This is a genomic window from Streptomyces sp. NPDC002265 (assembly GCF_040296125.1).
In the GTDB taxonomy this organism is placed as follows: Bacteria; Actinomycetota; Actinomycetes; order Streptomycetales; family Streptomycetaceae; genus Streptomyces.
In genome coordinates this window covers 1-25,665 of sequence record NZ_JBEOWS010000112.1, presented here as the reverse complement: position 1 = coordinate 25,665, position 25,665 = coordinate 1, and the positions used below count along the sequence as shown (strand labels likewise).

Here is a 25,665-nt window from a genome sequence, read left to right as displayed (position 1 = left end):
GGGGTGACCGGGGCTCGCGGCGGCTGTCCGCACGGACGCGGCGTCACCGCACCGGGCGGCCCGCCTCCCGCAGGGTCTGCTTGACCTCGGCGATACGCAGATCGCCGAAGTGGAAGACGGAGGCGGCCAGTACGGCGTCCGCGCCCGCCTCGACGGCCGGCGGGAAGTCGCCGAGGCGGCCCGCGCCACCGGAGGCGATCACCGGGACCGTCACATGCCTGCGGACGGCGGCGATCATCTCCAGGTCGTAGCCGTCCTTGGTGCCGTCCGCGTCCATCGAGTTCAGCAGGATCTCGCCGGCGCCGAGCTCCGCGGCCCGGTGCGCCCACTCGACCGCGTCGATGCCGGTGCCCTTGCGGCCGCCGTGCGTGGTCACCTCGAAGCTCCCGGACGGCGTCCGCCGGGCGTCGACCGACAGCACCAGGACCTGCCGGCCGAAGCGCTCGGCGATCTCCCGGATCAGGTCGGGCCGGGCGATGGCGGCCGTGTTCACGCCCACCTTGTCGGCGCCCGCCCGCAGCAGCTTGTCCACGTCCTCCGCGGCGCGCACCCCGCCGCCGACGGTCAGCGGGATGAACACCTGCTCGGCGGTGCGGCGCACCACGTCGTACGTGGTCTCCCGGTTGCCCGAGGAGGCGGTGATGTCCAGGAACGTCAGCTCGTCGGCGCCCTCGGCGTCGTACACCTTCGCCATCTCGACAGGGTCGCCCGCGTCGCGCAGGTTCTGGAAGTTGACGCCCTTGACGACCCGTCCGTTGTCCACGTCCAGGCAGGGGATGACTCGGACCGCCAGGGTCATGAATCCACGGCTCCTCTGAATGCTTCTATTTCCACTTCGACCAGGATGCGCGGGTCGACGAAGCCCTCCACGACCAGCAGGGTCGAGACCGGGCGCACCGAGTCGAAGAGTTCCTTGTGGGCGCGTCCCACGGCTTCCACGTCCCGCACATGGCTCAGGTACATCCGCGTGCGGATCACCGCGTCGATACCGAGTCCGAACTCGCCGATCGCCTCGACCGCGCTGGTGAAGGCGACCTTGGCCTGCTCGTACGGGTCGCCCTCCCCGTACAGCACGCGGCCTTTGAAGGACGTCGTGCCCGCCACCAGGACGCGGTCGCCCGCCGCGACGGCGCGCGCGAAGCCGAGGGACTCCTCCCAGGGGCTTCCGCTCTGCGCCCGTCGCACGGCCTCGGACGTCATGACACGGTGTCCTGAATCACGATGTGGCCTCCAGGGCCTCTTCCAGGGTGAACGCCTTGGCGTACAGGGCCTTGCCGACGATGGCGCCCTCGACTCCGAGGGGTACCAGCTCGGCGATGGCCCGCAGGTCGTCCAGGGACGACACGCCGCCGGACGCCACGACCGGGCGATCCGTGGCGGCGCAGACGTTGCGCAGCAGTTCCAGGTTGGGGCCCTGGAGGGTGCCGTCCTTGGCGATGTCGGTGACGACGTACCGCGCGCAGCCCTCCTTGTCGAGACGGGCCAGCGTCTCGTACAGGTCGCCGCCGTCGCGGGTCCAGCCGCGGCCGCGCAGGGTGGTGCCGCGGACGTCGAGGCCCACCGCGATCTTGTCGCCGTGCCGGGCGATGACCTCGGCGACCCACTCGGGGGTCTCCAGCGCGGCCGTGCCCAGGTTGACGCGGGTGCAGCCGGTGGCGAGCGCGGCGGCGAGGGTGTCGTCGTCGCGGATGCCGCCGGACAGCTCCACCTTGATGTCCATGGCGCGGGCGACCTCGGCGATCAGGGCGCGGTTGTCGCCGGTGCCGAACGCGGCGTCCAGGTCGACCAGGTGCAGCCACTCGGCACCCGACCGCTGCCAGGCGAGGGCGGCCTCCAGGGGAGAGCCGTACGAGGTCTCCGTCCCGGACTCGCCGTGCACCAGGCGGACGGCCTGGCCGTCACGGACGTCGACGGCGGGGAGGAGTTCGAGCTTCGAGGCCATCAGAGGGTTCCGATCCAGTTGTTCAGCAGCTGGGCTCCGGCGTCGCCGGACTTCTCGGGGTGGAACTGCGTGGCCCACAGGGCCCCGTTCTCCACCGCGGCCACGAACGGCTTGCCGTGCGTCGACCAGGTCACCTTGGGCGCGTTCATGGCCGGGTTGTGCGTCTCCAGGGACCAGTCGTGGACCGCGTAGGAGTGCACGAAGTAGAAGCGCGCGTCGGCGTCCAGGCCGGCGAACAGCTCGGAGCCGGCCGGCGCGTCGACGGTGTTCCAGCCCATGTGGGGCACGATCTCGGCCTGGAGCGGTTCGACCGAGCCGGGCCACTCGTCGAGGCCCTCGGTCTCCACCCCGTGCTCGATGCCGCGGGCGAACAGGATCTGCATGCCGACGCAGATGCCCATCACCGGGCGGCCGCCGGACAGCCGGCGGTCGATGATCCAGTCGCCGCGGGCGGCGCGCAGGCCGTTCATGCAGGCGGCGAAGGCGCCGACGCCCGGCACCAGCAGGCCGTCGGCGTTCATGGCGGTGTCGAAGTCACGCGTGATCTCGACCTCGGCACCGGTGCGCGCGAGGGCGCGTTCGGCGGAACGCACGTTCCCGAAGCCGTAGTCGAAGACGACGACCTTCTTGGGGGTGCTCAATTCCACACCTCCAGCCGTACGACACCGGCCACCAGGCACATGGCGGCGGCGATGGACAGCAGCACGATGAGGCTCTTGGGCATCTCCTGCTTCACGAAGGAGTAGATACCGCCGACGAGGAAGAGCCCGACGACGATCAGGATGGCGGACAGACCGGTCATGGGTTACAGCGCGCCCTTCGTGGAGGGAAGAATGCCGGCGGCGCGCGGGTCGCGCTCGCTCGCATAGCGCAGCGCCCGCGCGAGCGCCTTGAACTGGCACTCGACGATGTGGTGGGCGTTGCGTCCGTACGGCACGTGCACGTGCAGGGCGATCTGCGCCTGGGCCACGAAGGACTCCAGGATGTGCCGGGTCATCGTGGTGTCGTACGCGCCGATCATCGGCGCCATGTTCTCGGGCTCGGTGTGCACGAGGTAGGGGCGGCCGGAGAGATCGACGGTGACCTGGGCGAGGGACTCGTCCAGCGGGACCGTGCAGTTGCCGAAGCGGTAGATGCCCACCTTGTCGCCGAGCGCCTGCTTGAAGGCGGCGCCGAGCGCGAGGGCGGTGTCCTCGATGGTGTGGTGCGAGTCGATGTGCAGGTCGCCCTCGGTCTTCACGGTCAGGTCGAACAGACCGTGCCGGCCGAGCTGGTCGAGCATGTGGTCGTAGAAGCCGACACCGGTGGAGATGTCCGTCCTGCCGGTGCCGTCGAGGTCGATCTCGACCAGGACACCCGTCTCCTTGGTCGTCCGCTCCACGCGTCCCACGCGGTTCATGCTCTCTGCTCCTTCTTCAGTTCACGGACCGCGTCGAGGAACGCGTCGTTCTCCTGCGGGGTGCCGGCGGTGACCCGCAGCCATCCCGGTACGCCGTTGTCGCGCACCAGGACCCCCTGGTCGAGGATCTTGCGCCAGACGACGTGGGCGTCCTCGAACCGCCCGAACTGCACGAAGTTCGCGTCCGACTCGGTGACCTCGTAGCCGATCGCCCGGAGCTCGCGGACCAGCCGGTCCCGCTCCTCCTTCAGCCGCTCGACGTACTTCAGCAGGGTGCCGGTGTGCTCCAGGGCCGCCAGCGCGGTCGCCTGGGTGACGGCCGACAGGTGGTACGGCAGCCGGACCAGCTGCACGGCGTCGACCACCGCCGGGTGCGCGGCGAGATAGCCCAGGCGCAGCCCCGCCGCGCCGAAGGCCTTCGACATGGTGCGCGAGACGACGAGGTGCGGCCGTCCTTCGAGCAGCGGCAGCAGGGAGGCGCCGTGGCTGAACTCGACGTACGCCTCGTCCACGACCACGATCGACGGCTTGGCCGCCTGGGCGGCCTCGTACAGCGCGAGGACCGTCTCGCGCGGGACCGCGTTGCCGGTGGGGTTGTTGGGGGTCGTGATGAACACGACGTCCGGCCGGTTCTCGGCGATCGCCCGCTCGGCGGCGGCGAGGTCGATCGTGAAGTCGGCGCTTCGCGGGCCGGAGATCCAGCCGGTGCCGGTGCCGCGCGCGATCAGCGCGTGCATCGAGTACGACGGCTCGAAGCCGATGGCCGTGCGGCCCGGTCCGCCGAAGGCCTGGAGCAGCTGCTGGATGACCTCGTTGGAGCCGTTGGCGGCCCAGACGTTCGCGAGGCCGACCTGGTGGCCGGCGGTCTTCGTCAGGTACTCGGCGAGCCTGGTGCGCAGCTCGACGGCGTCCCGGTCCGGGTAGCGGTTGAGGTCCCGGGCGGCCGCGCGCACCCGCTCGGTGATCCGCTCGACCAGCACCTCGGGCAGCGGGTAGGGGTTCTCGTTGGTGTTCAGCCGCACGGGCACGTCGAGCTGGGGCGCGCCGTAGGGGGACTGACCGCGCAGCTCGTCGCGGACGGGCAGATCGTCGATTCCGAACGTCACTTGCCGGGCACCTTCCAGCCGAACCTCGCCTTGACCGCCGCGCCGTGCGCGGGCAGGTCCTCCGCCTCCGCCAGCGTGACCACGTGATGCGCGACCTCGGCCAGCGCGTCCTTCGTGTAGTCGACGATGTGGATACCGCGCAGGAACGACTGCACGGACAGGCCCGAGGAGTGGCAGGCGCAGCCGCCGGTCGGCAGCACGTGGTTGGAGCCGGCCGCGTAGTCGCCCAGCGACACCGGCGCCCAGGGGCCGACGAAGACCGCGCCGGCGTTGCGCACCCGGTCGGCGACTGCAGCGGCGTCGGCCGTCTGGATCTCCAGGTGCTCGGCGCCGTAGGCGTCGACCACCCGCAGGCCCTCCTCGACGCCGTCGACGAGCACGATCGCCGACTGCCTGCCCTTGAGCGCGGGCAGGATCCGGTCGTCGATGTGCTTGGTGGCCTCGACCTGCGGCTGGAGCTCCCGCTCCACCGCGTCCGCCAGTTCGACCGAGTCGGTGACGAGGACGGCGGCCGCGAGCGGGTCGTGCTCGGCCTGGCTGATCAGGTCGGCGGCGACGTGCGCCGGGTCGGCCGTGGCGTCCGCGAGGATCGCGATCTCGGTCGGTCCGGCCTCGGCGTCGATGCCGATCTTCCCGGTGAAGAAGCGCTTGGCGGCGGCGACCCAGATGTTGCCGGGGCCGGTGACCATGTTGGCGGGCGGGCAGGACTCGGTGCCGTACGCGAACATCGCGACGGCGGTGGCGCCGCCCGCCGCGTAGACCTCGTCGACGCCGAGCAGGGCGCAGGCGGCGAGGATCGTGGGGTGCGGCAGCCCGCCGAACTCGGCCTGGGCCGGCGAGGCGAGTGCGAGCGACGGGACGCCGGCCTCCTGCGCGGGCACCACGTTCATGATCACGGAGGAGGGATAGACGGACCGGCCGCCGGGCGCGTACAGCCCGACCCGGTCGACCGGCACCCACTTCTCGGTCACCGAGCCGCCGGGCACCACCTGGGTCGTGTGCGTCGTACGGCGCTGGGCACGGTGCACGAGCCGGGCGCGCCGGACGGACTCCTCCAGGGCCGCGCGCACGGCCGGGTCGAGCTGCTCCAGCGCGTCGGCCAGCGCCCGGGCCGGGACGCGTACGGACTCCAGCCGTACGCCGTCGAACTTCTCGGCGAAGTCGATCAGTGCCGCGTCGCCCCGATGATGCACGGCCTCGCAGATCGGACGCACCTTCTCCAGGGCGGCCGAGACGTCGAAGTCGGCTCGGGGCAGCAGGTCGCGCAGGGCGAGGCCCTCGGGGAGGGCGTCGCCGCGCAGATCGATTCGGGAGATCACGGACTCAATTCTCGCAGACCCGGATCGGACGCCGTCCGCGCGTATCAATGGCTGATACAGAGCGGCGGCCCGGGCAGGTGGCGCATTCCGCCCGAACCCGGAAGATCCCCTTCACGTCTTGCGTTCGGCGCGTCACTCAGCGGGCATCAACGCCTGGCGGCGAAGCGACCCGCGAGTAGCCGGGGAGGGAGTGAAGAACCGTGACCGAGGGGACCCAGACCCGCACCGGGGATCTGCCGGACGACCTGACCGCCGCCGAGGCCGGCATGTGGCAGTCGTTCCGCAACGGCACCGTGTACGACCTCCGCAGCGGGGACGCGGCCGTCGACGACCCGCACGGAGGGCACCCCTGGGGACCCGAGCGGACCGTGCGGGCCCGGATACTGGCCTGGCTGCTGCTGGACGGGCCGCCCGCGCTGGCCGGGCGGGTGGCGTCGCTGAAACTGGCCGGGGTGCAGATCAGCGGGGTGCTGGATCTCGCCGGCGGCACGGTGGTGCCGTACATGGAGCTGAAGAACTGCCGCTTCGAGCGGGAGGTGCTGCTGCCGGAGGCCCGCTTCACGACCGTCCGCCTGGTGAACTGCGCGGTGCCGCGGCTGGAGGCGGCCCGGGTGCACACCGAGGGCGACCTGCATCTGCCGCGCTGCCGATTCCACCAGGGGGTCCGGCTCACCGACGCGCACATCGGCACGGACCTGCTGCTCAACGAGGCCGTCGTCGACCGCGACCGCAGCGGCCGCTCGATCGCCGCCGACGGCATGTCGGTGGGGCAGGACCTGCAGGCCGAGCTCCTGGAGTCGCACGGCGAGCTGAGCCTGCGCGCCGCGACGGTGGGCGTGTCGCTGAGTCTGCGCGGCGCGCGACTGGCCAACACGTACACCCGGTTCGCCCTGAACGCGCCCCAGCTGACCGTCGGGCGCACGCTGTACCTGACCCCGGCGGGCGTGGGCGCCCAGGTGCCGAACGGCGCGACCCCGCCGCAGGGCACGCGGGTGCAGCGGTTCGAGTGCCGGGGCGGGCTGCGGCTGGACGACGGGCGGTTCGGGGACGCGGTCGACCTGGAGCGGGCCCGGTTCCTGCTCACCGACGACCAGGCGCTGTCGCTGCTGCGGGTGCAGACCCCCGAGCTTCGTTTCCTCGGAGAGCGGCCGCAGCGCGGCACGGTCGTGCTGTCCGGGGCGCGGATCGTCAACCTCGTCGACCGGGCGGCCAGCTGGCCGGGCCCCGGCCGGCTGCACATGGGCGGCTTCTCGTACGAGAACCTCGTGCCGCACGGCCCGTTCCCGCTGACCGAGCGCCTGGGGTGGGTGGCCGCGGCGACCGCCGAGTACAACCCGGAGCCGTACGAGCGGCTCGCGGCCGTGCTGCGCGAGAGCGGCGAGGACGAGGACGCCCGCGAGGTGCTCCTCGCCAAGCAGCGCCACCGCCGGGAGACCCTGCCGCCGGCCGCCAAGCTCTGGGGGTACGCGCAGGACTGGACGGTCGCCTACGGCTACCGGCCGGGCCGGGCGGCGGTGTGGATGGCGGTGCTGTGGGCGGCGGGGACGCTGGCCTTCGCCCGCGCCGGGCGCCCGCCCGTCAACGGCGACGGGCATCCGGAGTGGGATCCGGCCCTGTTCGCCCTGGACCTGCTGCTGCCGGTCATCGACCTGGGCCAGGCCGACGAGTGGCAGCTCAGCGGCGGCCGGCAGTGGCTGGCGGCGGCGATGATCCTGCTCGGCTGGGTCCTGGCGACGACGGTGGCGACGGGGGCCACCCGGATGCTCCGGCGCAGCTGACGTCCGGGGGCCGTGCGGACGGACTCCGGGGGCCTCACCACGACGCCCGCGCCCGGCCGCGGCGGGCGGGGCCCCGCACACCCCCACCCGACGGACCATCCGCGACCGGCCGGACGACGTACGGACGACATACGGCGTTTGGCGTAGAGCCGGCGTACGGGCAGGCGCACGGCGGCCGCGCGACGGACCGCCCGCGGATGGCCGCGCGACGGCCGGGCGGGCCGCGGGGCGCGCGGGAGGGGCTGCGGGGCCGAACAGCGGGGCGGGCTGCGGGTATGGCCTGCCCGGCCCTCCGTACGGTCCGCCGGGCCGTGCAGGGGCGCGGCCCGGCAGCCGGGCGACCGACCCTTACCCGCGGTACGCCCACAGCCGGTCCACAGCTGCTTGATCACTACGTTTTACCCGTCCTTGACCAACAGTCGTACAACTTTCCATTTCTTCCGTGGAGCCTCTGGCGCCGCCACGACCTGCGGCTTTTCAATGGGCGGCACCATGGCTCTGCTGCCCCCCTTCATCCGGGCGTCGCGGATGAGAACCGCTGCCCCCCGCCCGGTCGCCGGACCCCCCGACGACGACGAGGTGCTCCTCGACGCGCCCGACGAACGCGTGGCCCCGGCACTGGTCGCGGCCGCCCGGGGCGATTACGGGCCGGCCGCCGGGCTGCTCGCAGCCACCCGCCGCCGTGCCGACTGGGAGAGCCGCGACCGGTACGTGATACGCCTCGCGTCCTTCGCCCGCTGCCGCGACGAATGGTTCGAGAACTGGCGCGCCGCCGCCCCGGGCGACCCGGACGTGCTGCTGGTCGGCGCCCAGCTCGCGGTGCGCCGCGTCTGGGACTCCCCGGCCCGCACGGAGCTGCTGCGGTCCGCCAGCCCGCTGATCACGGCCGCCGCGCGCAGCGACGACCGCGACCCGGTGCCGTGGCGGCTGGCGCTGGACCACGCGCGCGGTTCGCGCGCCGGACACCGCTACTTCGGGGAGCTGTGGGAGGCGGCGGTCCGCCGCTCACCGCACCACCACGGCTGTCATGTGGCGGCCCTGAAGTACCTCGCGGGCGCCTGGCACGGCTCGCACCGCGAGTGCTTCGACTTCGCCGAGCGGGCCGCCCAGGACGCGCCGTCCGACTCGCTCGTCCAGGCGCTGCCGCTGCGCGCGGCCTTCACCTACCTCACCGACGGCTGCGGCCCCGCGGTGCCGCGTGAACGGCTGGACGCAGCGGCCGACCGGACGATCGCGCTGTCCGCCCGGTACCCGGCGGCCGACCCCTGGCCCGCGGAGATCCGCAACCTCGCGGTCTACGTCCTGGTGCGCCTCGGCCGCCAGGCGGACGCCCGGGAACAGCTGCGGCTGACCGGCCCGTACGTCACCTCCTTCCCCTGGGACCGGGTCTCCGACGACCCGCTGGGGCGGTTCCTGGAAGTGCGCGAGAGCGTCCTGCGGACGCCCTGGGCGGAGCCCGGCCGGGGTCCACGGAACGGGCGCGGCGACCGCGACCGCTCCGTCGGCCATTAGGCTTCTGCGCCGTGACCACCGTCCGGCTTCCGCTCTTCCCCCTGAACTCGGTGCTCTTCCCGGGTCTCGTCCTGCCGCTCAGCATCTTCGAGGAGCGCTATCGCGCCATGATGCGCGAGCTGCTGAAGACCCCCGAGGACGAACCGCGCCGGTTCGCCGTCGTGACCATCCGCGACGGCCATGAAGTGGCGCCCAGTGCGCCGGGCATGCCCGACCCGACCGCCGTGCCCGAGCGCGGGCCGGCCGCGGGCTTCGGCACGGACCCGGCGAAGGCGTTCCACGGCATCGGCTGCATCGCCGACGCGGCGACGATCCGGGAGCGGTCGGACGGCACCTTCGAGGTGCTGGCGACCGGCACGACCCGGGTGCGCCTGGTGTCCGTGGACGCGTCGGGGCCGTTCCTGACCGCCGAGCTGGAGGAGCTCCCGGAGGAGCCGGGCGACGAGGCCGGAGCACTGGCCGAGGGTGTGCTGCGGGCGTTCAAGCAGTACCAGAAGCGGCTGGCGGGCGCCCGGGAGCGGTCCCTGACGACGGGCGCGGACCTGCCGGACGAACCGTCCGTGGTGTCCTACCTGGTGGCGGCCGCGATCATGCTCGACACGCCCACCAAGCAGCGGCTGCTCCAGGCCCCCGACACCGCGTCCCGGCTGCGGGACGAGCTGAAGCTGCTGCGCTCCGAGACGGCCATCATCCGCAATCTGCCGTCGCTGCCCGCGTCGGAGCTGACGCGCACCCCGACCAGCCTGAACTGACGTACGAACGCACCCCGAGGAGCCGGCCGGCATGGCGAAGAAGGCGAAGAAGCAGCAGCCGGGCGGCACGCCCGCGACCGTGGCGCTGACCGCGGCCGGCGTGGACTACACGGTCCACGCCTACGAGCACGACCCCGCCCACCCCTCCTACGGCGAGGAGGCGGCCGAGGCCATGGGGGTCTCCCCCGAGCGCGTCTTCAAGACGCTGGTGGCGGACGTGGACGGCGCGCTGACGGTGGCCGTGGTCCCCGTGGCGGGCCAGCTCGACCTGAAGGCCCTGGCGTCGGCGGTCGGCGGCAAGCGGGCGGTCATGGCGGACCCGGCCCTGGCGGAGCGCACCACGGGGTACGTCCGCGGCGGCATCTCCCCGCTCGGCCAGCGCAAGAAGCTCCGTACCGTCCTGGACGACTCGGCCACCGGCCACTCCACCATCTGCGTCTCCGCGGGCCGCCGCGGCCTGGAGGTGGAACTCTCCCCCACCGACCTCGCCGGCCTCACGGCCGCGACCCTGGCGCCCATCGGCCGCGCCTGACCCCTCGACGGCGGCGGCTTCCTCGGTTAAGTACGAGGGACATGTCGAAGCGAACACGCAAGCGCAAGTGGCGCGTCAGGAAGGGCCACTCGAACCACGGCAGGCGCCCGGCATAAGCCCCGCAAGGGCATGGAGCCCACGAGGGCATCAAGCCCGCGGGGGCTTCGAGGCCGACGGCGTGCGTCCGGGGCGGCAGGCCCCGGTGACGGCAGGCGACGGCGGGGCGCAGGCCCTGCCCACGACAAAGGGCGACGGGAGCGGGGAAACCCTGCCGCACCCGCCGCCCGCACCGCGCTCTACTTCTTCGGCTCCCCGTACGGCGACGGCGGCTGCTGGTGCGGATACGCGTACGGGTCGGGGTCCCGCGGCCCGAACAGGCCCATCAGCCCCATGTGCACCACCAGAGCCGCCAGGGGCCATGCCAGCAGCGCCCCCTTCGCCCCCAGCTTCAGCGGCGCGGAGAACGTCACGCCCTTGCCCACGGCCTTGGCGTGCGCGAGCACGTCCGAGGTGGGTCCCAGCCACACCCCGACCCGCCACGCCAGCAGCGCCCCGAGCAGCCCGCCCACACCGAGCGCCACGATCAGCGGCACCCCGCCGCGCCGGCGCCACAGGAACACGCCGAGCGCGCTCACGGCCCCGAAGGCCAGCGCCAGCAGCGTGAACGTTCCGTCCACGCCGATCGCCTGCTCGCCCTCGGTGTCCTTGAGGTAGACGGCCCAGCGGCCCTCGCCCACGTCGCCGACCAGCGGCACGTGCGGCGCCAGCCACCACCACAGCAGCCCCAGCAGCAGACCGGTCACCGCGAGCGCCAGGGTGACGACGACGGCCTCGATCACCTCGGCCCGCATACCGGGACCGTCCTGTCCGTACAGGTCGTCCTGCGGCGCGGGAGCCGGCCCGCCGTACCCGCCGGGCGACGGCGGCCACGCGTCGTGCGGGGGCTGTTCGTGCGGCGGCGGAGGCGGAGTCAGTGGTGCGGTCACCCTGACATCGTGCCAGGCCCGTCGCCGCGGCGCGTCACCGGACCGCGGCCCGGCGGTACGCCCGGGTCGCCACGGCCAGCGAGACGACGCCGACCAGTGCGCACACGGCCAGGTCACCGAGTACGAGGGCCCAGTCGGGGTGCGCCGAGAAGGTCCGCGCGCAGGCCTCCACGCCGTAGGTCGACGGCAGCAGGTCCCGGGCGAACCGGACGGCCTCGGGCATCCGCTCGGGCGGCAGCACACCGAGCAGCAGGGCCGCCGACATGCCGAGCTGCCCGAGCACGGTGGCCAGCTCCGGCCGCGGCGCCAGCAGTCCGAGCGCGGCACCGAGCCCGGCGAGCGCGGCGCCGGCGAGCGGGATCACCGCGGCGAGGATCCAGAGGTTGGCCATCGGCAGCCCGAACAGCACGCAGCCGAACACGGCGGTGACCACGGTCCCCGGCACGGTGAACGACGCGTACGCGCCGGCCGCCCCGAGCACGACCGCGGCCGGTGGCACCGGGAGGGTCGCGTAGTGGTCGAGGCCGCCGCTGGAGCGCAGCTGCCCGAAGTACTGGGCGAGCAGGTTCAGCGCGACGAAGGCCACGACGAGGACCGACGAGCCGGCCACCACGGACTCGGCCTCGCTGCCGCCGTCGACGACACCCCGCATCATGATCAGGATGCCGACGGACTGGAAGGTCGCCACGAACAGCAGCGGGATCCTGGCCACCCGGGCCCGGGACAGCTGGGCCCGGTACACGGCCGCCAGCGCCGGCCACAGCCGCGCACGCGGCCCGAGCTCGGCGGCCTGCGGCGCCGTCTCCTGCACGGCCAGGACGCCACCCGGCAGAACCTCGGCGGGTACGACACTCACGTCGCGCTGCTCCCCTTCACTCTGGTCCACTGCGGTGCTCGCCCCGTTCGGTACGGATGAGGCCGTGGGAGTGCTCACGCCCTCACCAGCCCCTGCCGCGCGGCGCCGCCCAGCGCCAGGTACACGTCCTCCAGGCTGGGCGTGGCGAGGGTGAAGTCGTCCAGGGCGGCGAAGGCGGCCCCGCCGGTGACGGTGGCGACGACCGCGCGCGCCTCCTCGGGCGCCAGCCGCAGCGTCCAGCGGCGTCCGGACTCCGCGACCCGGTCGCGCAGCGCGGCCACCTCGGGCACCTCCAGCGGCGGGCGTTCCCGCCACACCAGCTCGACCCGCACCTCGCCCGCGACCTGCTCCTTGAGACCGGCCGGGCTGTCGCAGGCGATCACCCGTCCCTTGTCGAGGACGGCGACCCGGTCGAGGACGGTCTCGGCCTCGATGACGTTGTGGGTGACCAGCAGGACGGTGGTGCCGCGCTCGGCCCGCCGCCGGTCGACGGCGCCCCACACGGCCCGCCGGGCCACCGGGTCCATGCCGGTGGTCGGCTCGTCGAGCACGAGCAGGGGCCGCTCCCCGACGAGCGCGGTGGCGAAGCAGGCGAGCCGCCGCTGGCCGCCGGACAGCTTCTTCAGCGGCCGGCCGGCGATCGGCGCGAGCCCGAGTTCGTCGAGCACGGCGTCGCGCTCGGCCCGCGCCCGGTGCGCGTCGAGGCCGCGCAGCCGTCCGGTGGTCTCGGCGGCGAGCGAGACGGTGAGCTCGTCGAGGGCGGTGGACTCCTGGCCGAGGTAGGCGAGCAGCCGTGCGGCCCGCTCCGGGTGGCGCACGATGTCGTGGCCGAGGATCTCGACGGTGCCGCTGTCGGGCCGCATCAGCCCCGTGAGCTGTCGTACGAGCGAGGTCTTCCCGGCGCCGTTGGGGCCGAGCAGGCCGAAGATCTCACCGCGCCGCACCTCCAGGTGCACGTCGTCGGTGGCCCGCACCGCGGGTGTGCCGGGTGTGCCGCGTCTGCCCCGCAGCGCCGGATACGTCTTGGTCAGCCCGCGCACGGCGCACACGACCCCACCACTGTCTGGAAGGTCCGGTGTCGCGCGCGTACTCACAAGGGACGAGACTACGGGGTCCGGGACGCCGACCGGCGCTCGGGGCGGGTTCGCCGCCCCCGTTCACTCCCCGGCCGGGGCGTGCTCCGCGCCCGTGCGGACGTCGATCTCCCGCCAGAAACCCGCCCGGATGGCGTACCGGTCGTGCTCGTCGATCTGGTCGTCCTTGTGGGCCAGCAGTCCGAAGCGGGCCGCGTAGCGCAGCAGCTCGCCGTCGATGCGGTGCGGGATCCGCGGGTACATCCCGGACAGCTTCTGCCGGTGGCCGCCCTGGTCGCCGAGGCGCTCCATCCACCGGCGGGCGAAGACCTGGCCGACCTCGTAGGGGTCCCCGCCGACGGTGGTGATGTCCTCCTCGCGGTCGGCCCAGCGCTGCTCGGCCGTGGTCAGCTGGGCGAGCGTCGGCATCGAGGCGACCTCGGGGGGTTCGGCGGCGGTGCCGCCGGGGCGGTCGACCCAGCCCTTGTCGGAGGACCAGCGCAGGGTGGCGGTCGTGGGGTGCTGGACGGCGTGCGCACCGGGCGCGCGCAGGGCGGCCAGGTCCTTGGGGGTGGGGACGCCCTTGGGCGCGGACACCGGTTCCTGGGTGCCGTTCTGGGCGGCGGCCGCGTGCTCCGGGGTCTCGGCGGACGGCTCGGACGCGGCCGTCAGGCCCGCGTCGGGCAGCGGCGCGGACAGGATCGCGGCGATCTCGGGCCGCGGCACGGGCGGCGGTGCGCAGACTCCGCCGAGGTCCTTGGCGCGGACGGCCTTGGTGATCCAGGTGCGGTCCAGGACGCGGCGCTCGTCGGCCTCGGCGACCAGGTCCTCGGACTGGTTGTAGTCGCCGTCGGCGGCCTGCACGGCCCACAGGTGGACGGCGACGCCGTGCTCCTTGGCGGCCATCATGCCCGGCAGCAGGTCGCCGTCGCCGGTGACGAGGACGATGTCGGAGCACGCGCGGTTGCGGGCCAGCTCGGTCAGTTCGGCGTGCATCGCGGCGTCCACGCCCTTCTGGGCCCAGCGGCCGTCGCTGCGGGTCAGCGCGCCCAGCCGGACCGTGACCCGGGGCATCACCCGCAGTCTGCGGTGTTCGGGCTGGGGGACGCGGTCGGGGGCGCCGTCGAACCAGTAGATGCGCAGCAGCTGCCGTTCCGTGTCGGACTCGGCGCGCTCGCGCAGCCCCTGGATGAGGGCGGCGTGGTCGACGGCGATACGGGATCGCGAGGGCTCCCCGGCGAGCAGACTGGCCGCGGCCCCCAGGAGATAACCGGCGTCCACCAGGACGATGCAGCGATCCACGCGACTCACCCTCTTCCCGGGAGGTTTGTTTCAGGCTTCCTTCGAGTCTGCCCGACCACGCGGAGGTTAACGGCTCGAACTCGATCTTCGGCGTGGCGTTTCGGGACATCGCGGCCCGGTGTGGCTCTCCGACCACCCGCGTCACACACGGTAATTATCCAAAATGCGGTTGATGTCAGCTTATGTGAATCTGGTCCCGGCCCTGGCCCCTAGATCCCCCTCAGGAGGCAGAGCACCATGGCCAAGAACAAGAACCGTGAGCGAAAGCAGCCGCAGTCCGAGCGCAGTCAGCAGGCCGCGCACCAGTCGTCGATGGAGTCGCAGGCCGAACAGCGGGCCTCGCAGCAGATCACTCCCGGCGACATGGCACGCAAGGGCAAGCAGAAGCGATTCGGCCACAACTGACATCTTCATAAAGGGCTGTTGAGCCCAGCGGGCCGCCGAGGCCCGGGCATGACACCGAGGGGCGCATCCTTGCACGGATGCGCCCCTCACGCGTCGGACGCGGGAAGCCGGAAGCCTGCTCAGCCGGCCAGACAGGCCGGGCCGAGCAGCACCTTCAGATCGCCGAACAGGGCCGGGTCCGGCTTCACCCGGTGCCGGTCGAGACGCAGCACCGTGGTCCTGGTCGGCCCCTGGAGCTTGATGCGGACCTCGCTGTCGCCCTTGTGGTGGCTGAGGATCTCACCGAGCCTGCTGACCATCGGCGGGGTGACCCGGGTGGCCGGGATGGTGAGGATCACCGGCGCGTTGGTGCCCGCGTTGGACAGGTCGGGGACCTGGAGCTCCATCGCGACCAGCCGGGGGACGTCCTCGCGCTTGTCGAGCCGGCCCTTGACGAACACCACAGCGTCCTCGACGAGTTGGGTCGACACCAGCTGGTAGGTGGCCGGGAAGAACATGCACTCGATGGAGCCCGCGAGGTCCTCCACGGTGGCGATGGCCCAGGCGTTGCCCTGCTTGGTCATCTTGCGCTGGAGGCCCGAGATGATGCCGCCGATGGTGACGACCGCGCCGTCCGCGTGCTCGCCGCCGGTGAGCTGGGCGATGCCCGCGTCGGCCTTGTCGGACAGCACGTGCTCCAGACCGAACAGCGGGTGGTCGGAGACGTACAGGCCGAGCATCTCCCGCTCCTGGGCGAGCAGATACGTCTTGTCCCACTCGTCGGTGGTGAACTCGACGTCCAGCCCGAAGCCCGGTTCGCTGGTGTCGTCCTCGCCCATCCCGCCGAACAGGTCGAACTGGCCCTCGGCCTCCTTGCGCTTGACCGCGACCACGTTGTCGATCATCGGCTCGTACTGCGCGGTGAGGCCCTTGCGGGTGTGCCCCATGGTGTCGAAGGCGCCCGCCTTGATCAGCGACTCCGTGGTGCGCTTGTTGCACGCGACCGCCTCGACCTTGTCGAGGTAGTCGGGGAAGGAGGCGTACTTGCCCTTGGCCTTGCGGCTGCGGATGATCGACTCGACCACGTTGGTGCCGACGTTGCGCACGGCCTCCAGGCCGAAGAGGATCACGTCGTCGCCCTGGGCGGCGAAGTTGTGCACCGACTCGTTGACGTTCGGCGGGAGCACCTTGATGCCCATGCGCCGGCACTCGTTGAGGTAGACGGCCGACTTGTCCTTGTCGTCCTTGACCGAGGTCAGCAGTCCGGCCATGTACTCGGCGGGGTGGTTGGCCTTGAGGTAGGCGGTCCAGTACGACACCAGTCCGTACGCGGCCGAGTGCGCCTTGTTGAACGCGTAGCCGGCGAACGGGACCAGCACGTCCCACAGGGCCTGGATGGCCTCGTCGCTGTAGCCGTTCTTCTGGGCGCCGGCCTGGAAGATGGTGAAGTTCTTCGCCAGTTCCTCGGGCTTCTTCTTGCCCATGACGCGGCGCAGGATGTCGGCCTCGCCGAGCGAGTACCCGGCGATGATCTGGGCGGCCTTCTGCACCTGCTCCTGGTAGACGATCAGGCCGTAGGTGACCGCGAGGACCTCTTCGAGGGGCGCCTCCAGCTCCTTGTGGATCGGGGTGATCTCTTGGAGCTTGTTCTTGCGCAGCGCGTAGTTGGTGTGCGAGTCCATGCCCATCGGGCCGGGACGGTAGAGCGCGGAGACGGCGGAGATGTCCTCGAAGTTGTCGGGCTTCATCAGACGCAGCAGCGAGCGCATGGGGCCGCCGTCGAACTGGAAGACGCCGAGGGTCTCGCCGCGCTGGAGCAGTTCGAAGGTCTTCGGGTCGTCGAGCGGCAGGGCCAGCAGGTCGAGGTCGACGCCCTTGTTGGACTTCACCATCTTGACGGCGTCGTCCATGATCGTCAGGTTGCGCAGGCCCAGGAAGTCCATCTTCAGCAGGCCGAGCGACTCGCACTGCGGGTAGTCCCACTGGGTGATGGTCACGCCGTCGGTGTGCCGCACCCAGATCGGGGCGTGGTCGACGATCGGCTCGCTGGACATGATCACGCCGGCCGCGTGCACGCCCATCTGCCGGACCAGGCCCTCGACGCCCTTGGCGGTGTCGATGACCTTCTTGACGTCCGGCTCGTTCTCGTACATCCCGCGGATCTCGCCCGCCTCGCTGTAGCGCGGGTGCGAGGGGTCGGTGATGCCGTTGAGGTCGATGCCCTTGCCGAGGACGTCGGCGGGCATCGCCTTGGTGAGACGGTCGCCCATCGCGTACGGGTAGCCCAGCACGCGCGCGGAGTCCTTGATCGCGTTCTTGGCCTTGATCTTGCCGTAGGTGCCGATCATGGCGACCTTGTCGGAGCCGTACTTCTCCGTCACGTACCGGATCACCTCGACGCGCCGGCGCTCGTCGAAGTCGATGTCGACGTCGGGCATCGAGATGCGCTCGGGGTTGAGGAACCGCTCGAAGATCAGACCGTGCGGGATCGGGTCGAGGTCGGTGATGCCCATGGCGTACGCGACGATCGAACCGGCCGCGGAACCACGGCCGGGGCCGACCGCGATGCCCTGCTTCTTGGCCCACATGATGAAGTCGGCGACCACGAGGAAGTAGCCCGGGAAGCCCATCGAGATGATGGTGTCCATCTCGTACTCGACCTGCTTCATCCGGTCGTCCGGGATGCCGCCGGGGAAGCGGCGCGCCATGCCGCGCATGGTCTCTTCCCGGAACCAGGTGACCTCGGTGTAGCCCTCGGGGATGTCGAACTTCGGCATGAGGTTCTTCGCCTCGAACATGCCGGAGGTGTCGATCTGCTCGGCGACCAGGAGGGTGTTGCGGCAGCCCTCCTGCCAGGCGTCCGAGGAGTCGATGGCGTACATCTCGTCCGTGGACTTCAGGTAGTAGCCGGTGCCGTCGAACTTGAAGCGGTCCGGGTCGGAGAGGTTCTTGCCGGTCTGGATGCACAGCAGGGCGTCGTGGGCGGTCGCCTCGTGCGCGTAGGTGTAGTGCGAGTCGTTGGTGACCAGCGGCGGGATGCCGAGCTTCTTGCCGATCTCCAGGAGGCCGTCGCGGACCCGGTGCTCGATCTCGATGCCGTGGTCCATCAGCTCCAGGAAGTAGCGGTCCTTGCCGAAGATGTCCTGGTAGTCGGCGGCCGCCTTCAGCGCCTCGTCGAACTGGCCCAGGCGCAGCCGGGTCTGGAGCTCGCCGGAGGGGCAGCCGGTGGAGGCGATGAGCCCCTCGGACCACTGGGCGATGGTCTCCTTGTCCATCCGGGGCCACTTCTGGAGCCAGCCCTCGGCGTAGGCGTCCGAGGAGAGGCGGAAGAGGTTGTGCAGACCGGTGGCGTTCGCCGCCCAGATCGTCTTGTGCGTGTAACCGCCCGAACCGGAGACGTCGTCGCGCTTCTGGTGCGGCTGGCCCCACTGGATCTTGCGCTTGTTGCGCCGCGACTCGGGCGCGACGTACGCCTCGATGCCGATGATCGGGGTGACCCCGGCCTTCTTCGCGCTGTGGAAGAAGTCGTACGCCCCGTGGAGGTTGCCGTGGTCGGACATGGCGATGTGCGTCATGCCCATCTCGTTGCACGCGTCGAACATGTCCTTGAGCCGCGCGGCACCGTCCAGCAGCGAGTACTGGGTGTGGACGTGCAGGTGCGTGAACGGCGGCTTTGACACGGCTGCGGCCTCCAGGGCGAACAAAGAGGGACGGGGGTCCGACAGGCTGCGGACAGTCTGGGGGACAGCGTCGAAGTCTATGCCTCGACACTGACACCCGGCGGGCTCCCGCGCGTACCTTCAGGCGGAGGAACACGGGCACTCCCGTGCTCCCTCGCGCGTTGGGCAGGGCGGACGGTCCGCGCCCGCGTGCGATGAGATTCGTCCCACACGTCAGGCATCACCTGCACCAGGAGGCACCCAGCGATGTCGGTCCCGCAGCTCAGCGCCGAGCAACGCGGTGAGGAAATCCTCGCCGTCTTCGACACCGCCTTCGGCCGGCTCCTGGCCGCCGACCCGGCCGCGTTCCGCGTGAAGTTCCGGAAGATGGCGGCCTCGGCCTTCGCGTTCTACCGCGGCACGGCGAGCCTCTTCTACCACGACCTCGCCGCCGAACGGCGCGGCGGCCCGTACCTGGACGAGCGCACCTCGCGCGTCTGGATCCACGGCGACCTGCACGCGGAGAACTTCGGCACGTACATGGACGCCAACGGCCGGCTGATCTTCAACGTCAACGACTTCGACGAGGCCTACGTCGGCCCGTTCACCTGGGACATCAAGCGGTTCGCCGCCTCGGTGGCGCTCATCGGGTACGCCAAGGCGCTCAGCGACGACCAGATCACCGAACTGGTGGAGGTGTACGCGGGCGCGTACCGCGAGCGGATCCACGCCCTGGCGACCGGCGCCAAGCGCGACGAGGTGCCGCCGTTCACCCTGGACACCGCCCAGGGCCCGCTGCTGGACGCGCTGCGCGACGCCCGCTCGCTGACCCGCTTCGAGCTGCTGGACTCGATGACCGAGATCCGTGACTTCGAGCGCCGCTTCGCGCCCGGCGGCGGCTCCATCGAGCTGGACGCCGCCACCCGCTACAAGGTGCTCGCCGCCTTCGACGGCTATCTGGAGACCCTGCCGGAGTCGTCCCTGGCCCGCCCCGACTCCTACCGCGTCAAGGACGTCGTCGGCCGCCGCGGCATCGGCATCGGCTCGGCCGGCCTGCCGTCGTACAACATCCTTCTGGAGGGCAACAGCGACGCCCTGGAGAACGATGTCGTGATCTACATCAAGCAGGCCCAGACCCCGGCCGTCTCCCGCCACATCACGGACTCCTCGATCCGCGACTACTTCCAGCACGAGGGCCACCGCACGGTGATCTCCCAGCGCGCCCTCCAAGCGCACGCCGACCCGTGGCTGGGCTGGACCGAGCTGGACGGCGCGGGCCAGCTGGTCGCCGAGGTCTCGCCGTACGCGGTCGACCTGGACTGGAGCGACATCGACGACCCCGAGGAGATCGCCGCGGTCGTGGCCGACCTCGGCCGGGCCACCGCCACCATGCACGGCGCGGCGGACGACCAGTCCGGCGAGTCCCTGGTGCCCTTCTCCACGGAGCGGGCCATCGACGCGGCGATCGCGGCCGACGAGGACGGCTTCGCCGGTCTGCTGGTCGACTTCGCGCACGACTACGGCGCCCGCGCACGCCGCGACCACCAGATCTTCGTGGACCTCTTCCGCAACGGGCGGATCCCGGGTCTGTGACCGTGCTGCCGCTCACAGGGGACCTTTAGGGGTCTCTTACCGCGGCGCATGACACACTCTCCTCCGCCATGGACATATCCGGGACCCACCTCAGAACCGCGCGCGCGGCGCTGTTCACGGCAGTCGTCGTGACGCTCGGCACCGCGTCGCACGTGCTGCTGTCGCGGGTCCCGCTGCCGGTGAACACGGTGGCCGCGGTCGCGGTCGCCGTGTTCGCCGTGGCGTACGCGCTGGCGGGCCGCGAGCGGGGCTTCGGGCGGATCGCCGCCCTGCTGATCCCGCTGGAGCTGGCCGCCGACACCGTCTTCACCACCGGCCAGCACGTCTGCTACGGCCGCGCGGGCGGCCCGGTCGCCGGGCCGCTGCGCTCGGTCGGCCTCGACGTGCTGTGCGGCGGCTCCGGCCTCGGCACCCCGCTGGCGGGCGTGACCGGCACGGACACCGACCGGGTGGCGGCGCTGCTCGCCCACGCCGACCCGGCCACGGCCTGGCTGCTGCTCGGCGCGCACATCGGCGTCGGCCTGCTCGCGAGCACCTGGCTGTGCCGCGGCGAACGAGCCCTGGAACAACTGCTGCGGGCCGTGGCCGCGACCACGTTCCGGCCGCTGCTGCTGGCCTCCGCCGCGGTGACCGTGCGGCGCGCCCCGGCCCTCGGCCGCCCGCCGCGCCCGGTCCGCCGTACGGCCGCCGTGCGCGGCCTGCTCCTCGCGCACTCCCTGGGACGGCGTGGACCGCCGCGCTCGGCCGCTCTCGCCTGAGCACAACCCCGTCCCCCACACGTATCCCGCGTACGACACGTGCGCGTTCCACCTGGAGATCAGCATGAGCAAGCGCAACAGCCAGTCTGCGAAGACGGCGGCCCGGGAGCGACTGCGCCTGGAGCGAGAGCGCCAGGCCAAGAAGGCGAAGATCAAGCGGCAGGTCATCGTGGCCTGCACCGTCGTCGGCGTGCTGGCCGCGGCGGGCGGCATAGGCTACGCCGTCGTCCAGGCCAACAAGCCCGGCCACTGGGAGGCCGTGCTGGACGAGAAGGTCGTCGCACCGGCCAACACCACGGGCACCGACGGCACGACCGTGGTCCTCGGCGACAGCAAGGCGACGAAGACGCTGAAGCTGTACGAGGACCCGCGCTGCCCGGTCTGCGCCCAGTTCGAGCAGACCGTCGGCTCGACGGTCAAGAAGGACTACGACGACGGCAAGTTCAAGATCGAGTACATCGGCGGCACCTTCCTCGACGGTGACACCGACGGCGACGGCAAGGTGAAGATCGGCTCCCGCGGCGAGGGCTCGAAGAACGCGCTGAGCGCCCTGGGCGCCGCGCTGAACGTGAGCCCCGAGGCGTTCCTGGAGTACAAGACCGCGCTCTACTCGGCGAAGTACCACCCCGACGAGTCCGACGACAAGTTCAAGAGCGACGACTACCTGATCAAGGTGGCGGACACGGTCTCCGCGCTGAAGGGCAACACCACGTTCCAGAACGCCGTCAAGAACGGCACGTACGACGCGTGGGCGATGGCCATGTCGCAGACCTTCAACACCAACAAGGACGGCGTCAACGGCACGCCGAGCCTGGTCATGAACGGCAAGAAGCTGACGGGTGCGGACGGCCAGAACGCCCCCATGACGGTGGCCGAGTTCAACACGGCGATCGACGCGGCCCTCAAGGCCTGATCCACCGCGCGGACCCGGTCCCCTCGGGCGGCCGCTCCCCGGGGCGGCCTCCACGAGGTCTCCACGCGGTCTCCACGGACCCACCCCTTCGGGTGCCGTCCGACCGGGTCCGATCCGACCGGCACGCGAAGAGCGGGCGAACTTTTGCGAGTTCGCCCGCTCTCGCCCATACCGATCAGTAACCTGATCGTCCGTGACCAGTCGATACAGAGCCCCCGAGGGCGTCAACTCTCTTACGCCCCGCCGCCGTACGGTCGTCAAGGCCGCGGCTGCCGCCGCGGCCCTGGCCGCCCCGCTCGCCGCCGCGCTGCCCGCACGCGCCGCCGGCGAGGCCCCCGCCTTCCTGCACGGCGTAGCCTCCGGCGACCCGCTGCCCGACGGCGTCCTGCTGTGGACGCGCGTGACGCCGACCGCCGAGGCGATACCCGGTTCCGGGCTGGGCCCGGACACCGAGGTCGCCTGGACCGTGGCCAAGGACAAGGCGCTGACGAACATCGTCGCCAAGGGCTCCCTGACCGCGACCGCGGCCTCCGACCACACCGTCAAGGCCGACATCCGCGGCCTGGAACCCGCCACCGACTACTGGTTCCGGTTCTCGGCCGACGGCACCGACTCCCCCGTGGCCCGTACCCGCACCGCCCCGGCCGCCGACGCCGCGGTCCCGGGCCTGCGCTTCGGCGTGGTCTCCTGCGCCAACTGGGAGGCGGGCTACTTCTCCTCGTACCGCCACCTCGCGGCCCGCGGCGACCTCGACGCCTGGCTGCACCTGGGCGACTACATCTACGAGTACGGCACCGGCGAGTACGGCACGCGCGGGACCGTCGTACGGCAGACCTCGCCCACCCACGAGATCCTCACCCTCGCCGACTACCGCACCCGGCACGGCAAGTACAAGACCGACCCCGACCTCCAGGCCCTGCACCACAAGGCGCCGGTCGTCGCGATCTGGGACGACCACGAGTTCGCCAACGACGCCTGGTCGGGCGGCGCCGAGAACCACACCGAGGGCGCCGAGGGAACCTGGGCGGCACGTCAGGCGGCCGCCCGGCAGGCCTACTTCGAGTGGATGCCGGTCCGTCCGGCGCTGGCGGGCACGACCTACCGCCGGCTGCGCTTCGGCAAGCTCGCCGACCTCTCCCTGCTCGACCTGCGGTCCTTCCGCTCCCAGCAGGCGTCCACGGCCAGCGGTTCGGTGGACGACCCGGACCGTACGATCACCGGGCGCGCCCAGCTCGACTGGCTGAAGGCGGGCCTGAAGGCGTCCGACACCACCTGGCGGCTGGTCGGCAACTCGGTGATGATCTCGCCCTTCGCGATCGGCTCGCTCTCCGCGGACCTGTTCAAGCCGCTGGCCAAGCTGCTGGGCCTGCCGGAGGAGGGCATCGCCCTCAACACCGACCAGTGGGACGGCTACACCGACGACCGCCGCGAACTGCTGGCCCATCTGCGGACCAACGCGATCCGCAACACGGTCTTCCTCACCGGCGACATCCACATGGCGTGGGCCAACGACGTGCCGGTGGACGCCGGCACCTACCCGCTGTCCGCCTCCGCCGCCACGGAGTTCGTCGTCACCTCGGTGACCTCCGACAACCTCGACGACATCGTGAAGGTCCCCGAGGGCACCGTCTCCGCGATCGCCGCGCCGGTCATCCGCGCCGCCAACCGGCACGTCCACTGGGTCGACACCGACCGGCACGGCTACGGCGTCCTGGACATCACCGCCGACCGCGCGCAGATGGACTACTACGTCGTGTCCGACCGCACGAACGTCAACGCGACGTCGTCCTGGACCCGTTCGTACCGCACCCGCACCGGCACCCAGAAGGTCGAGCGGACGTACGACCCCGTCTAGGCCGTCACTGGAGCGTCGTGAGGAAGCCGAGCGCCACCTGCCAGGTGGCCTCGGCGGCCTCCTCGTCGTAGTCCGGCAGGCCGGGGTCGGTGTAGAGGTGGCCCGCCCCGGCGTACCGGTACACCTCGACGTCGGCGCCGGCCCGGCGCATCCCGAGGTACCAGGCGCTCAGCCAGTCGTCCGTCTCGAACGGGTCCGGCTCGGCCACGTGCAGCTGCACCGGCAGCCCGTCCACGTGCACGTTGGGCGCGATGTCCGACGTGCCGTGCAGGAGCAGCAGCCCGCGCGCCTTCTCGTCGCCGAGGGCCAGCGTCTGCGCGACGGACGCGCCGAACGAGAAGCCCGCGTACACGAGCCCGCGCTCGGAGTAGGGCGCGGCGGCCAGGACGGCCCGCTTGAGCAGCTCGTCCTTGCCGAGCTCCGCGGTGAAGGCCATGCTCTCCTCGGCCGTGTCGAAGGTACGTCCGTCGAAGAGATCCGGCGTCCACACCTCGTGCCCGGCCGCGCGCAGCCGGTCCGCCGCCGCACGCACCGCGGGGCGCGGCCCGTAGGTCGAGTGAAAGAGCATGATGTTCATGAGGCCATGGTGCCAGCCGGGACCACCGGGACCCGCGACCCCTACCCGGGAAGACCGGGAACACACATGTTCATGCTCCGCCCGGCCCGGTTAGGTTCGAAGGCATGGAGAACGTACTCCGCCCGCTGATCGTGATCGGTGGCTCGGTCCTGCTCACGCTGGCCCTGGGCTGGGCCACGGACCGGCTGCTGCGCAAGGCCGACGAACGGCACGGCGAGACCCCGCTGTGGGGTCTGCTGCGCCGCGGCCGTGTCGCCTACCAACTCGTGCTCTGCGCGGCCCTGCTGAGAGGGTCGTACGACGCGGCGAAGCTGCTGGAGGAGCACCGCGTCGGGATCGGCCGGACGCTGACCCTGGTGCTCATCGGGTCCACGGCCTGGCTGGTCATCCGGATCGCGGCCGCGATCGTCGAGACCTCGTACAGCCGCTACGCCCGCGCCCAGAGCGATCCCGCCCGGGTGCGCCGGGTCCGCACCCAGGTCGAGCTGATCATGCGCGTGGTGGCGGCGGTCGTCGGCGTGGTCGCCGCCGCCTCGATGCTGCTGACCTTCCCGGCGATGCGCGCGGCCGGCGCCTCCCTGCTGGCCTCGGCCGGAATCCTCGGCATCGTCGCCGGTGTGGCCGCCCAGTCCACCCTCAGCAACCTGTTCGCCGGACTCCAGATCGCCTTCGGCGACATGGTGCGCATCGGTGACACGGTGGTCGTGGACGGCGAGTGGGGCACGGTCGAGGAGATCACGCTCACCTTCCTGACCGTACGGACCTGGGACGAGCGCCGGATCACCATGCCGGTGTCGTACTTCACGTCCAAGCCGTTCGAGAACTGGTCGCGCGGCACCCCGCAGATGACCGGCATCGTCTATTGGCACCTCGACCACACGGCGCCGGTCGAGGCGATGCGCGAGCGGCTGCGCGACATCCTGCGCGAGTGCCCGGCCTGGGACGGCCGCGACTACGGCGTCGCGGTCACCGACGCGACCCCGAACACCCTCCAGGTGCGCGCCCTGGTCACGGCCAAGGACGCGAGCGACATCTGGACGGTACGGGTCACGGTCCGCGAGCAGATGATCCGCTGGCTGTGCGCGGAGCATCCGTACGCGCTGCCGCGGGTCAACACGGCGGACGCGATGCTGCCGCCGAGCCGCCGTCCCCCGGACGGGGAGTCCGCCGCGGGAGAGCCCCACGACGGCGCCCCGCGCACCGACGGCTCCCGCACCGGGGATCCCCGCGACCGCCCGTCCCGCGACGGTGCGTCCCGCGGCAGGGCACTGCGGCACACCCCCGAGCCACCCCGACCGGGCCACGGCTGACACCGGACGGCCCGGCAGGTTCCGGGCAGGGCCCGGCAGGTTCCGGGCAAGGCCCGTGG

Annotated in this window: 24 protein-coding genes; 10 read left to right on the top strand and 14 right to left on the bottom strand. The window is 71.9% G+C overall.

Annotation, left to right across the window (positions count from 1 at the left end; translation table 11 throughout):
* Positions 1–43: 43 nt before the first annotated feature.
* The 8 genes from hisF to hisD are packed head-to-tail and all read right to left on the bottom strand — an operon-like array spanning position 44 to position 5,766.
* Positions 44–799 (bottom strand): imidazole glycerol phosphate synthase subunit HisF, encoded by a 756-nt coding sequence (gene hisF / locus ABT085_RS20815; protein WP_351609714.1) that lies wholly within the window; start codon positions 797–799, stop codon positions 44–46.
* Positions 796–1,200: a RidA family protein gene (locus tag ABT085_RS20810; RefSeq protein WP_351609711.1), complete on the bottom strand. Its 405-nt coding sequence runs from the start codon at positions 1,198–1,200 to the stop codon at positions 796–798. Before ABT085_RS20810 ends, hisF begins: the two co-directional genes overlap by 4 nt.
* Positions 1,201–1,216: 16 nt before the next feature.
* Positions 1,217–1,942, bottom strand: a complete 726-nt coding sequence (priA, locus tag ABT085_RS20805) for a bifunctional 1-(5-phosphoribosyl)-5-((5-phosphoribosylamino)methylideneamino)imidazole-4-carboxamide isomerase/phosphoribosylanthranilate isomerase PriA (RefSeq protein WP_351609709.1) — start codon at positions 1,940–1,942, stop codon at positions 1,217–1,219.
* Positions 1,942–2,589 carry an imidazole glycerol phosphate synthase subunit HisH gene (gene hisH, locus ABT085_RS20800; protein ID WP_351609706.1) on the bottom strand — a complete coding sequence of 216 codons (648 nt, stop codon included), beginning with the start codon at positions 2,587–2,589 and terminating at the stop codon, positions 1,942–1,944. The genes priA and hisH overlap by 1 nt, the downstream gene beginning before the upstream one ends.
* Positions 2,580–2,744 carry a CG2302 family histidine operon protein gene (locus ABT085_RS20795; RefSeq protein WP_351609703.1) on the bottom strand — a complete coding sequence of 55 codons (165 nt, stop codon included), beginning with the start codon at positions 2,742–2,744 and terminating at the stop codon, positions 2,580–2,582. The genes hisH and ABT085_RS20795 overlap by 10 nt, the downstream gene beginning before the upstream one ends.
* 3 nt (positions 2,745–2,747) lie before the next feature.
* Positions 2,748–3,341 carry an imidazoleglycerol-phosphate dehydratase HisB gene (gene hisB, locus ABT085_RS20790; protein ID WP_152893722.1) on the bottom strand — a complete coding sequence of 198 codons (594 nt, stop codon included), beginning with the start codon at positions 3,339–3,341 and terminating at the stop codon, positions 2,748–2,750.
* On the bottom strand, positions 3,338–4,447 hold the full coding sequence (locus tag ABT085_RS20785) for a histidinol-phosphate transaminase (RefSeq protein WP_351609695.1): 1,110 nt from the start codon (positions 4,445–4,447) through the stop codon (positions 3,338–3,340). Before ABT085_RS20785 ends, hisB begins: the two co-directional genes overlap by 4 nt.
* Positions 4,444–5,766 carry a histidinol dehydrogenase gene (gene hisD / locus ABT085_RS20780; protein ID WP_351609692.1) on the bottom strand — a complete coding sequence of 441 codons (1,323 nt, stop codon included), beginning with the start codon at positions 5,764–5,766 and terminating at the stop codon, positions 4,444–4,446. Before hisD ends, ABT085_RS20785 begins: the two co-directional genes overlap by 4 nt.
* A gap of 200 nt (positions 5,767–5,966) precedes the next feature.
* Between hisD and ABT085_RS20775 the strand changes: the two genes are divergently transcribed.
* From ABT085_RS20775 to ybaK, 4 genes are all read left to right on the top strand, one after another.
* Positions 5,967–7,544: an oxidoreductase gene (locus ABT085_RS20775; protein WP_351609690.1), complete on the top strand. Its 1,578-nt coding sequence runs from the start codon at positions 5,967–5,969 to the stop codon at positions 7,542–7,544.
* 480 nt (positions 7,545–8,024) lie between these two features.
* Positions 8,025–9,056, top strand: coding sequence for a hypothetical protein (locus tag ABT085_RS20770; RefSeq protein ID WP_351609687.1), 1,032 nt, complete (start codon positions 8,025–8,027; stop codon positions 9,054–9,056).
* An 11-nt stretch (positions 9,057–9,067) separates the two neighbouring features.
* Positions 9,068–9,808 (top strand): LON peptidase substrate-binding domain-containing protein, encoded by a 741-nt coding sequence (locus tag ABT085_RS20765; RefSeq protein WP_351609684.1) that lies wholly within the window; start codon positions 9,068–9,070, stop codon positions 9,806–9,808.
* Between the two features lie 31 nt (positions 9,809–9,839).
* Complete coding sequence (ybaK, locus tag ABT085_RS20760) at positions 9,840–10,340, top strand: Cys-tRNA(Pro) deacylase (RefSeq protein WP_152893726.1); 501 nt, start codon at positions 9,840–9,842, stop codon at positions 10,338–10,340.
* Between the two features lie 296 nt (positions 10,341–10,636).
* Here the strand turns inward: ybaK and ABT085_RS20755 are convergent, their stop codons facing one another.
* The 4 genes from ABT085_RS20755 to ABT085_RS20740 form a co-directional block, all read right to left on the bottom strand.
* Positions 10,637–11,326 carry an AAA family ATPase gene (locus ABT085_RS20755; protein ID WP_351609680.1) on the bottom strand — a complete coding sequence of 230 codons (690 nt, stop codon included), beginning with the start codon at positions 11,324–11,326 and terminating at the stop codon, positions 10,637–10,639.
* A 34-nt stretch (positions 11,327–11,360) separates the two neighbouring features.
* Positions 11,361–12,182 carry an ABC transporter permease gene (locus tag ABT085_RS20750; protein WP_351609677.1) on the bottom strand — a complete coding sequence of 274 codons (822 nt, stop codon included), beginning with the start codon at positions 12,180–12,182 and terminating at the stop codon, positions 11,361–11,363.
* 74 nt (positions 12,183–12,256) lie between these two features.
* Positions 12,257–13,231 (bottom strand): ABC transporter ATP-binding protein, encoded by a 975-nt coding sequence (locus ABT085_RS20745; RefSeq protein WP_351609674.1) that lies wholly within the window; start codon positions 13,229–13,231, stop codon positions 12,257–12,259.
* Positions 13,232–13,339: 108 nt separating this feature from the next.
* Entirely contained in the window at positions 13,340–14,557 is a 1,218-nt protein-coding gene (locus ABT085_RS20740) for an NYN domain-containing protein (protein WP_351609671.1), read from the bottom strand.
* Positions 14,558–14,794: 237 nt separating this feature from the next.
* Between ABT085_RS20740 and ABT085_RS20735 the strand changes: the two genes are divergently transcribed.
* Positions 14,795–14,962: a hypothetical protein gene (locus ABT085_RS20735; protein ID WP_351609668.1), complete on the top strand. Its 168-nt coding sequence runs from the start codon at positions 14,795–14,797 to the stop codon at positions 14,960–14,962.
* Positions 14,963–15,081: 119 nt separating this feature from the next.
* Here ABT085_RS20735 and dnaE read toward each other — a convergent pair whose 3' ends face one another.
* On the bottom strand, positions 15,082–18,621 hold the full coding sequence (gene dnaE, locus ABT085_RS20730; protein WP_351609667.1) for a DNA polymerase III subunit alpha: 3,540 nt from the start codon (positions 18,619–18,621) through the stop codon (positions 15,082–15,084).
* Positions 18,622–18,867: 246 nt separating this feature from the next.
* On the opposite strand from dnaE, the gene ABT085_RS20725 reads away from it, so the two are divergent.
* The 4 genes from ABT085_RS20725 (at position 18,868) to ABT085_RS20710 (ending at position 23,719) form a co-directional block, all read left to right on the top strand.
* Positions 18,868–20,193: a DUF2252 domain-containing protein gene (locus tag ABT085_RS20725; protein ID WP_351609664.1), complete on the top strand. Its 1,326-nt coding sequence runs from the start codon at positions 18,868–18,870 to the stop codon at positions 20,191–20,193.
* Positions 20,194–20,261: 68 nt separating this feature from the next.
* Entirely contained in the window at positions 20,262–20,951 is a 690-nt protein-coding gene (locus ABT085_RS20720) for a hypothetical protein (RefSeq protein ID WP_351609661.1), read from the top strand.
* A gap of 64 nt (positions 20,952–21,015) precedes the next feature.
* Positions 21,016–21,864 carry a thioredoxin domain-containing protein gene (locus ABT085_RS20715; protein WP_351609659.1) on the top strand — a complete coding sequence of 283 codons (849 nt, stop codon included), beginning with the start codon at positions 21,016–21,018 and terminating at the stop codon, positions 21,862–21,864.
* A gap of 193 nt (positions 21,865–22,057) precedes the next feature.
* Entirely contained in the window at positions 22,058–23,719 is a 1,662-nt protein-coding gene (locus ABT085_RS20710) for an alkaline phosphatase D family protein (RefSeq protein ID WP_351609656.1), read from the top strand.
* A gap of 4 nt (positions 23,720–23,723) precedes the next feature.
* Here the strand turns inward: ABT085_RS20710 and ABT085_RS20705 are convergent, their stop codons facing one another.
* The gene (locus tag ABT085_RS20705; protein ID WP_351609653.1) at positions 23,724–24,296 is read right to left on the bottom strand and encodes a dienelactone hydrolase family protein; all 573 of its coding nucleotides are present in this window, start codon (positions 24,294–24,296) and stop codon (positions 23,724–23,726) included.
* 104 nt (positions 24,297–24,400) lie between these two features.
* Here ABT085_RS20705 and ABT085_RS20700 point away from each other — a divergent pair, with 104 nt between their 5' ends.
* Entirely contained in the window at positions 24,401–25,606 is a 1,206-nt protein-coding gene (locus tag ABT085_RS20700; RefSeq protein WP_351609650.1) for a mechanosensitive ion channel family protein, read from the top strand.
* Positions 25,607–25,665: the final 59 nt, after the last annotated feature.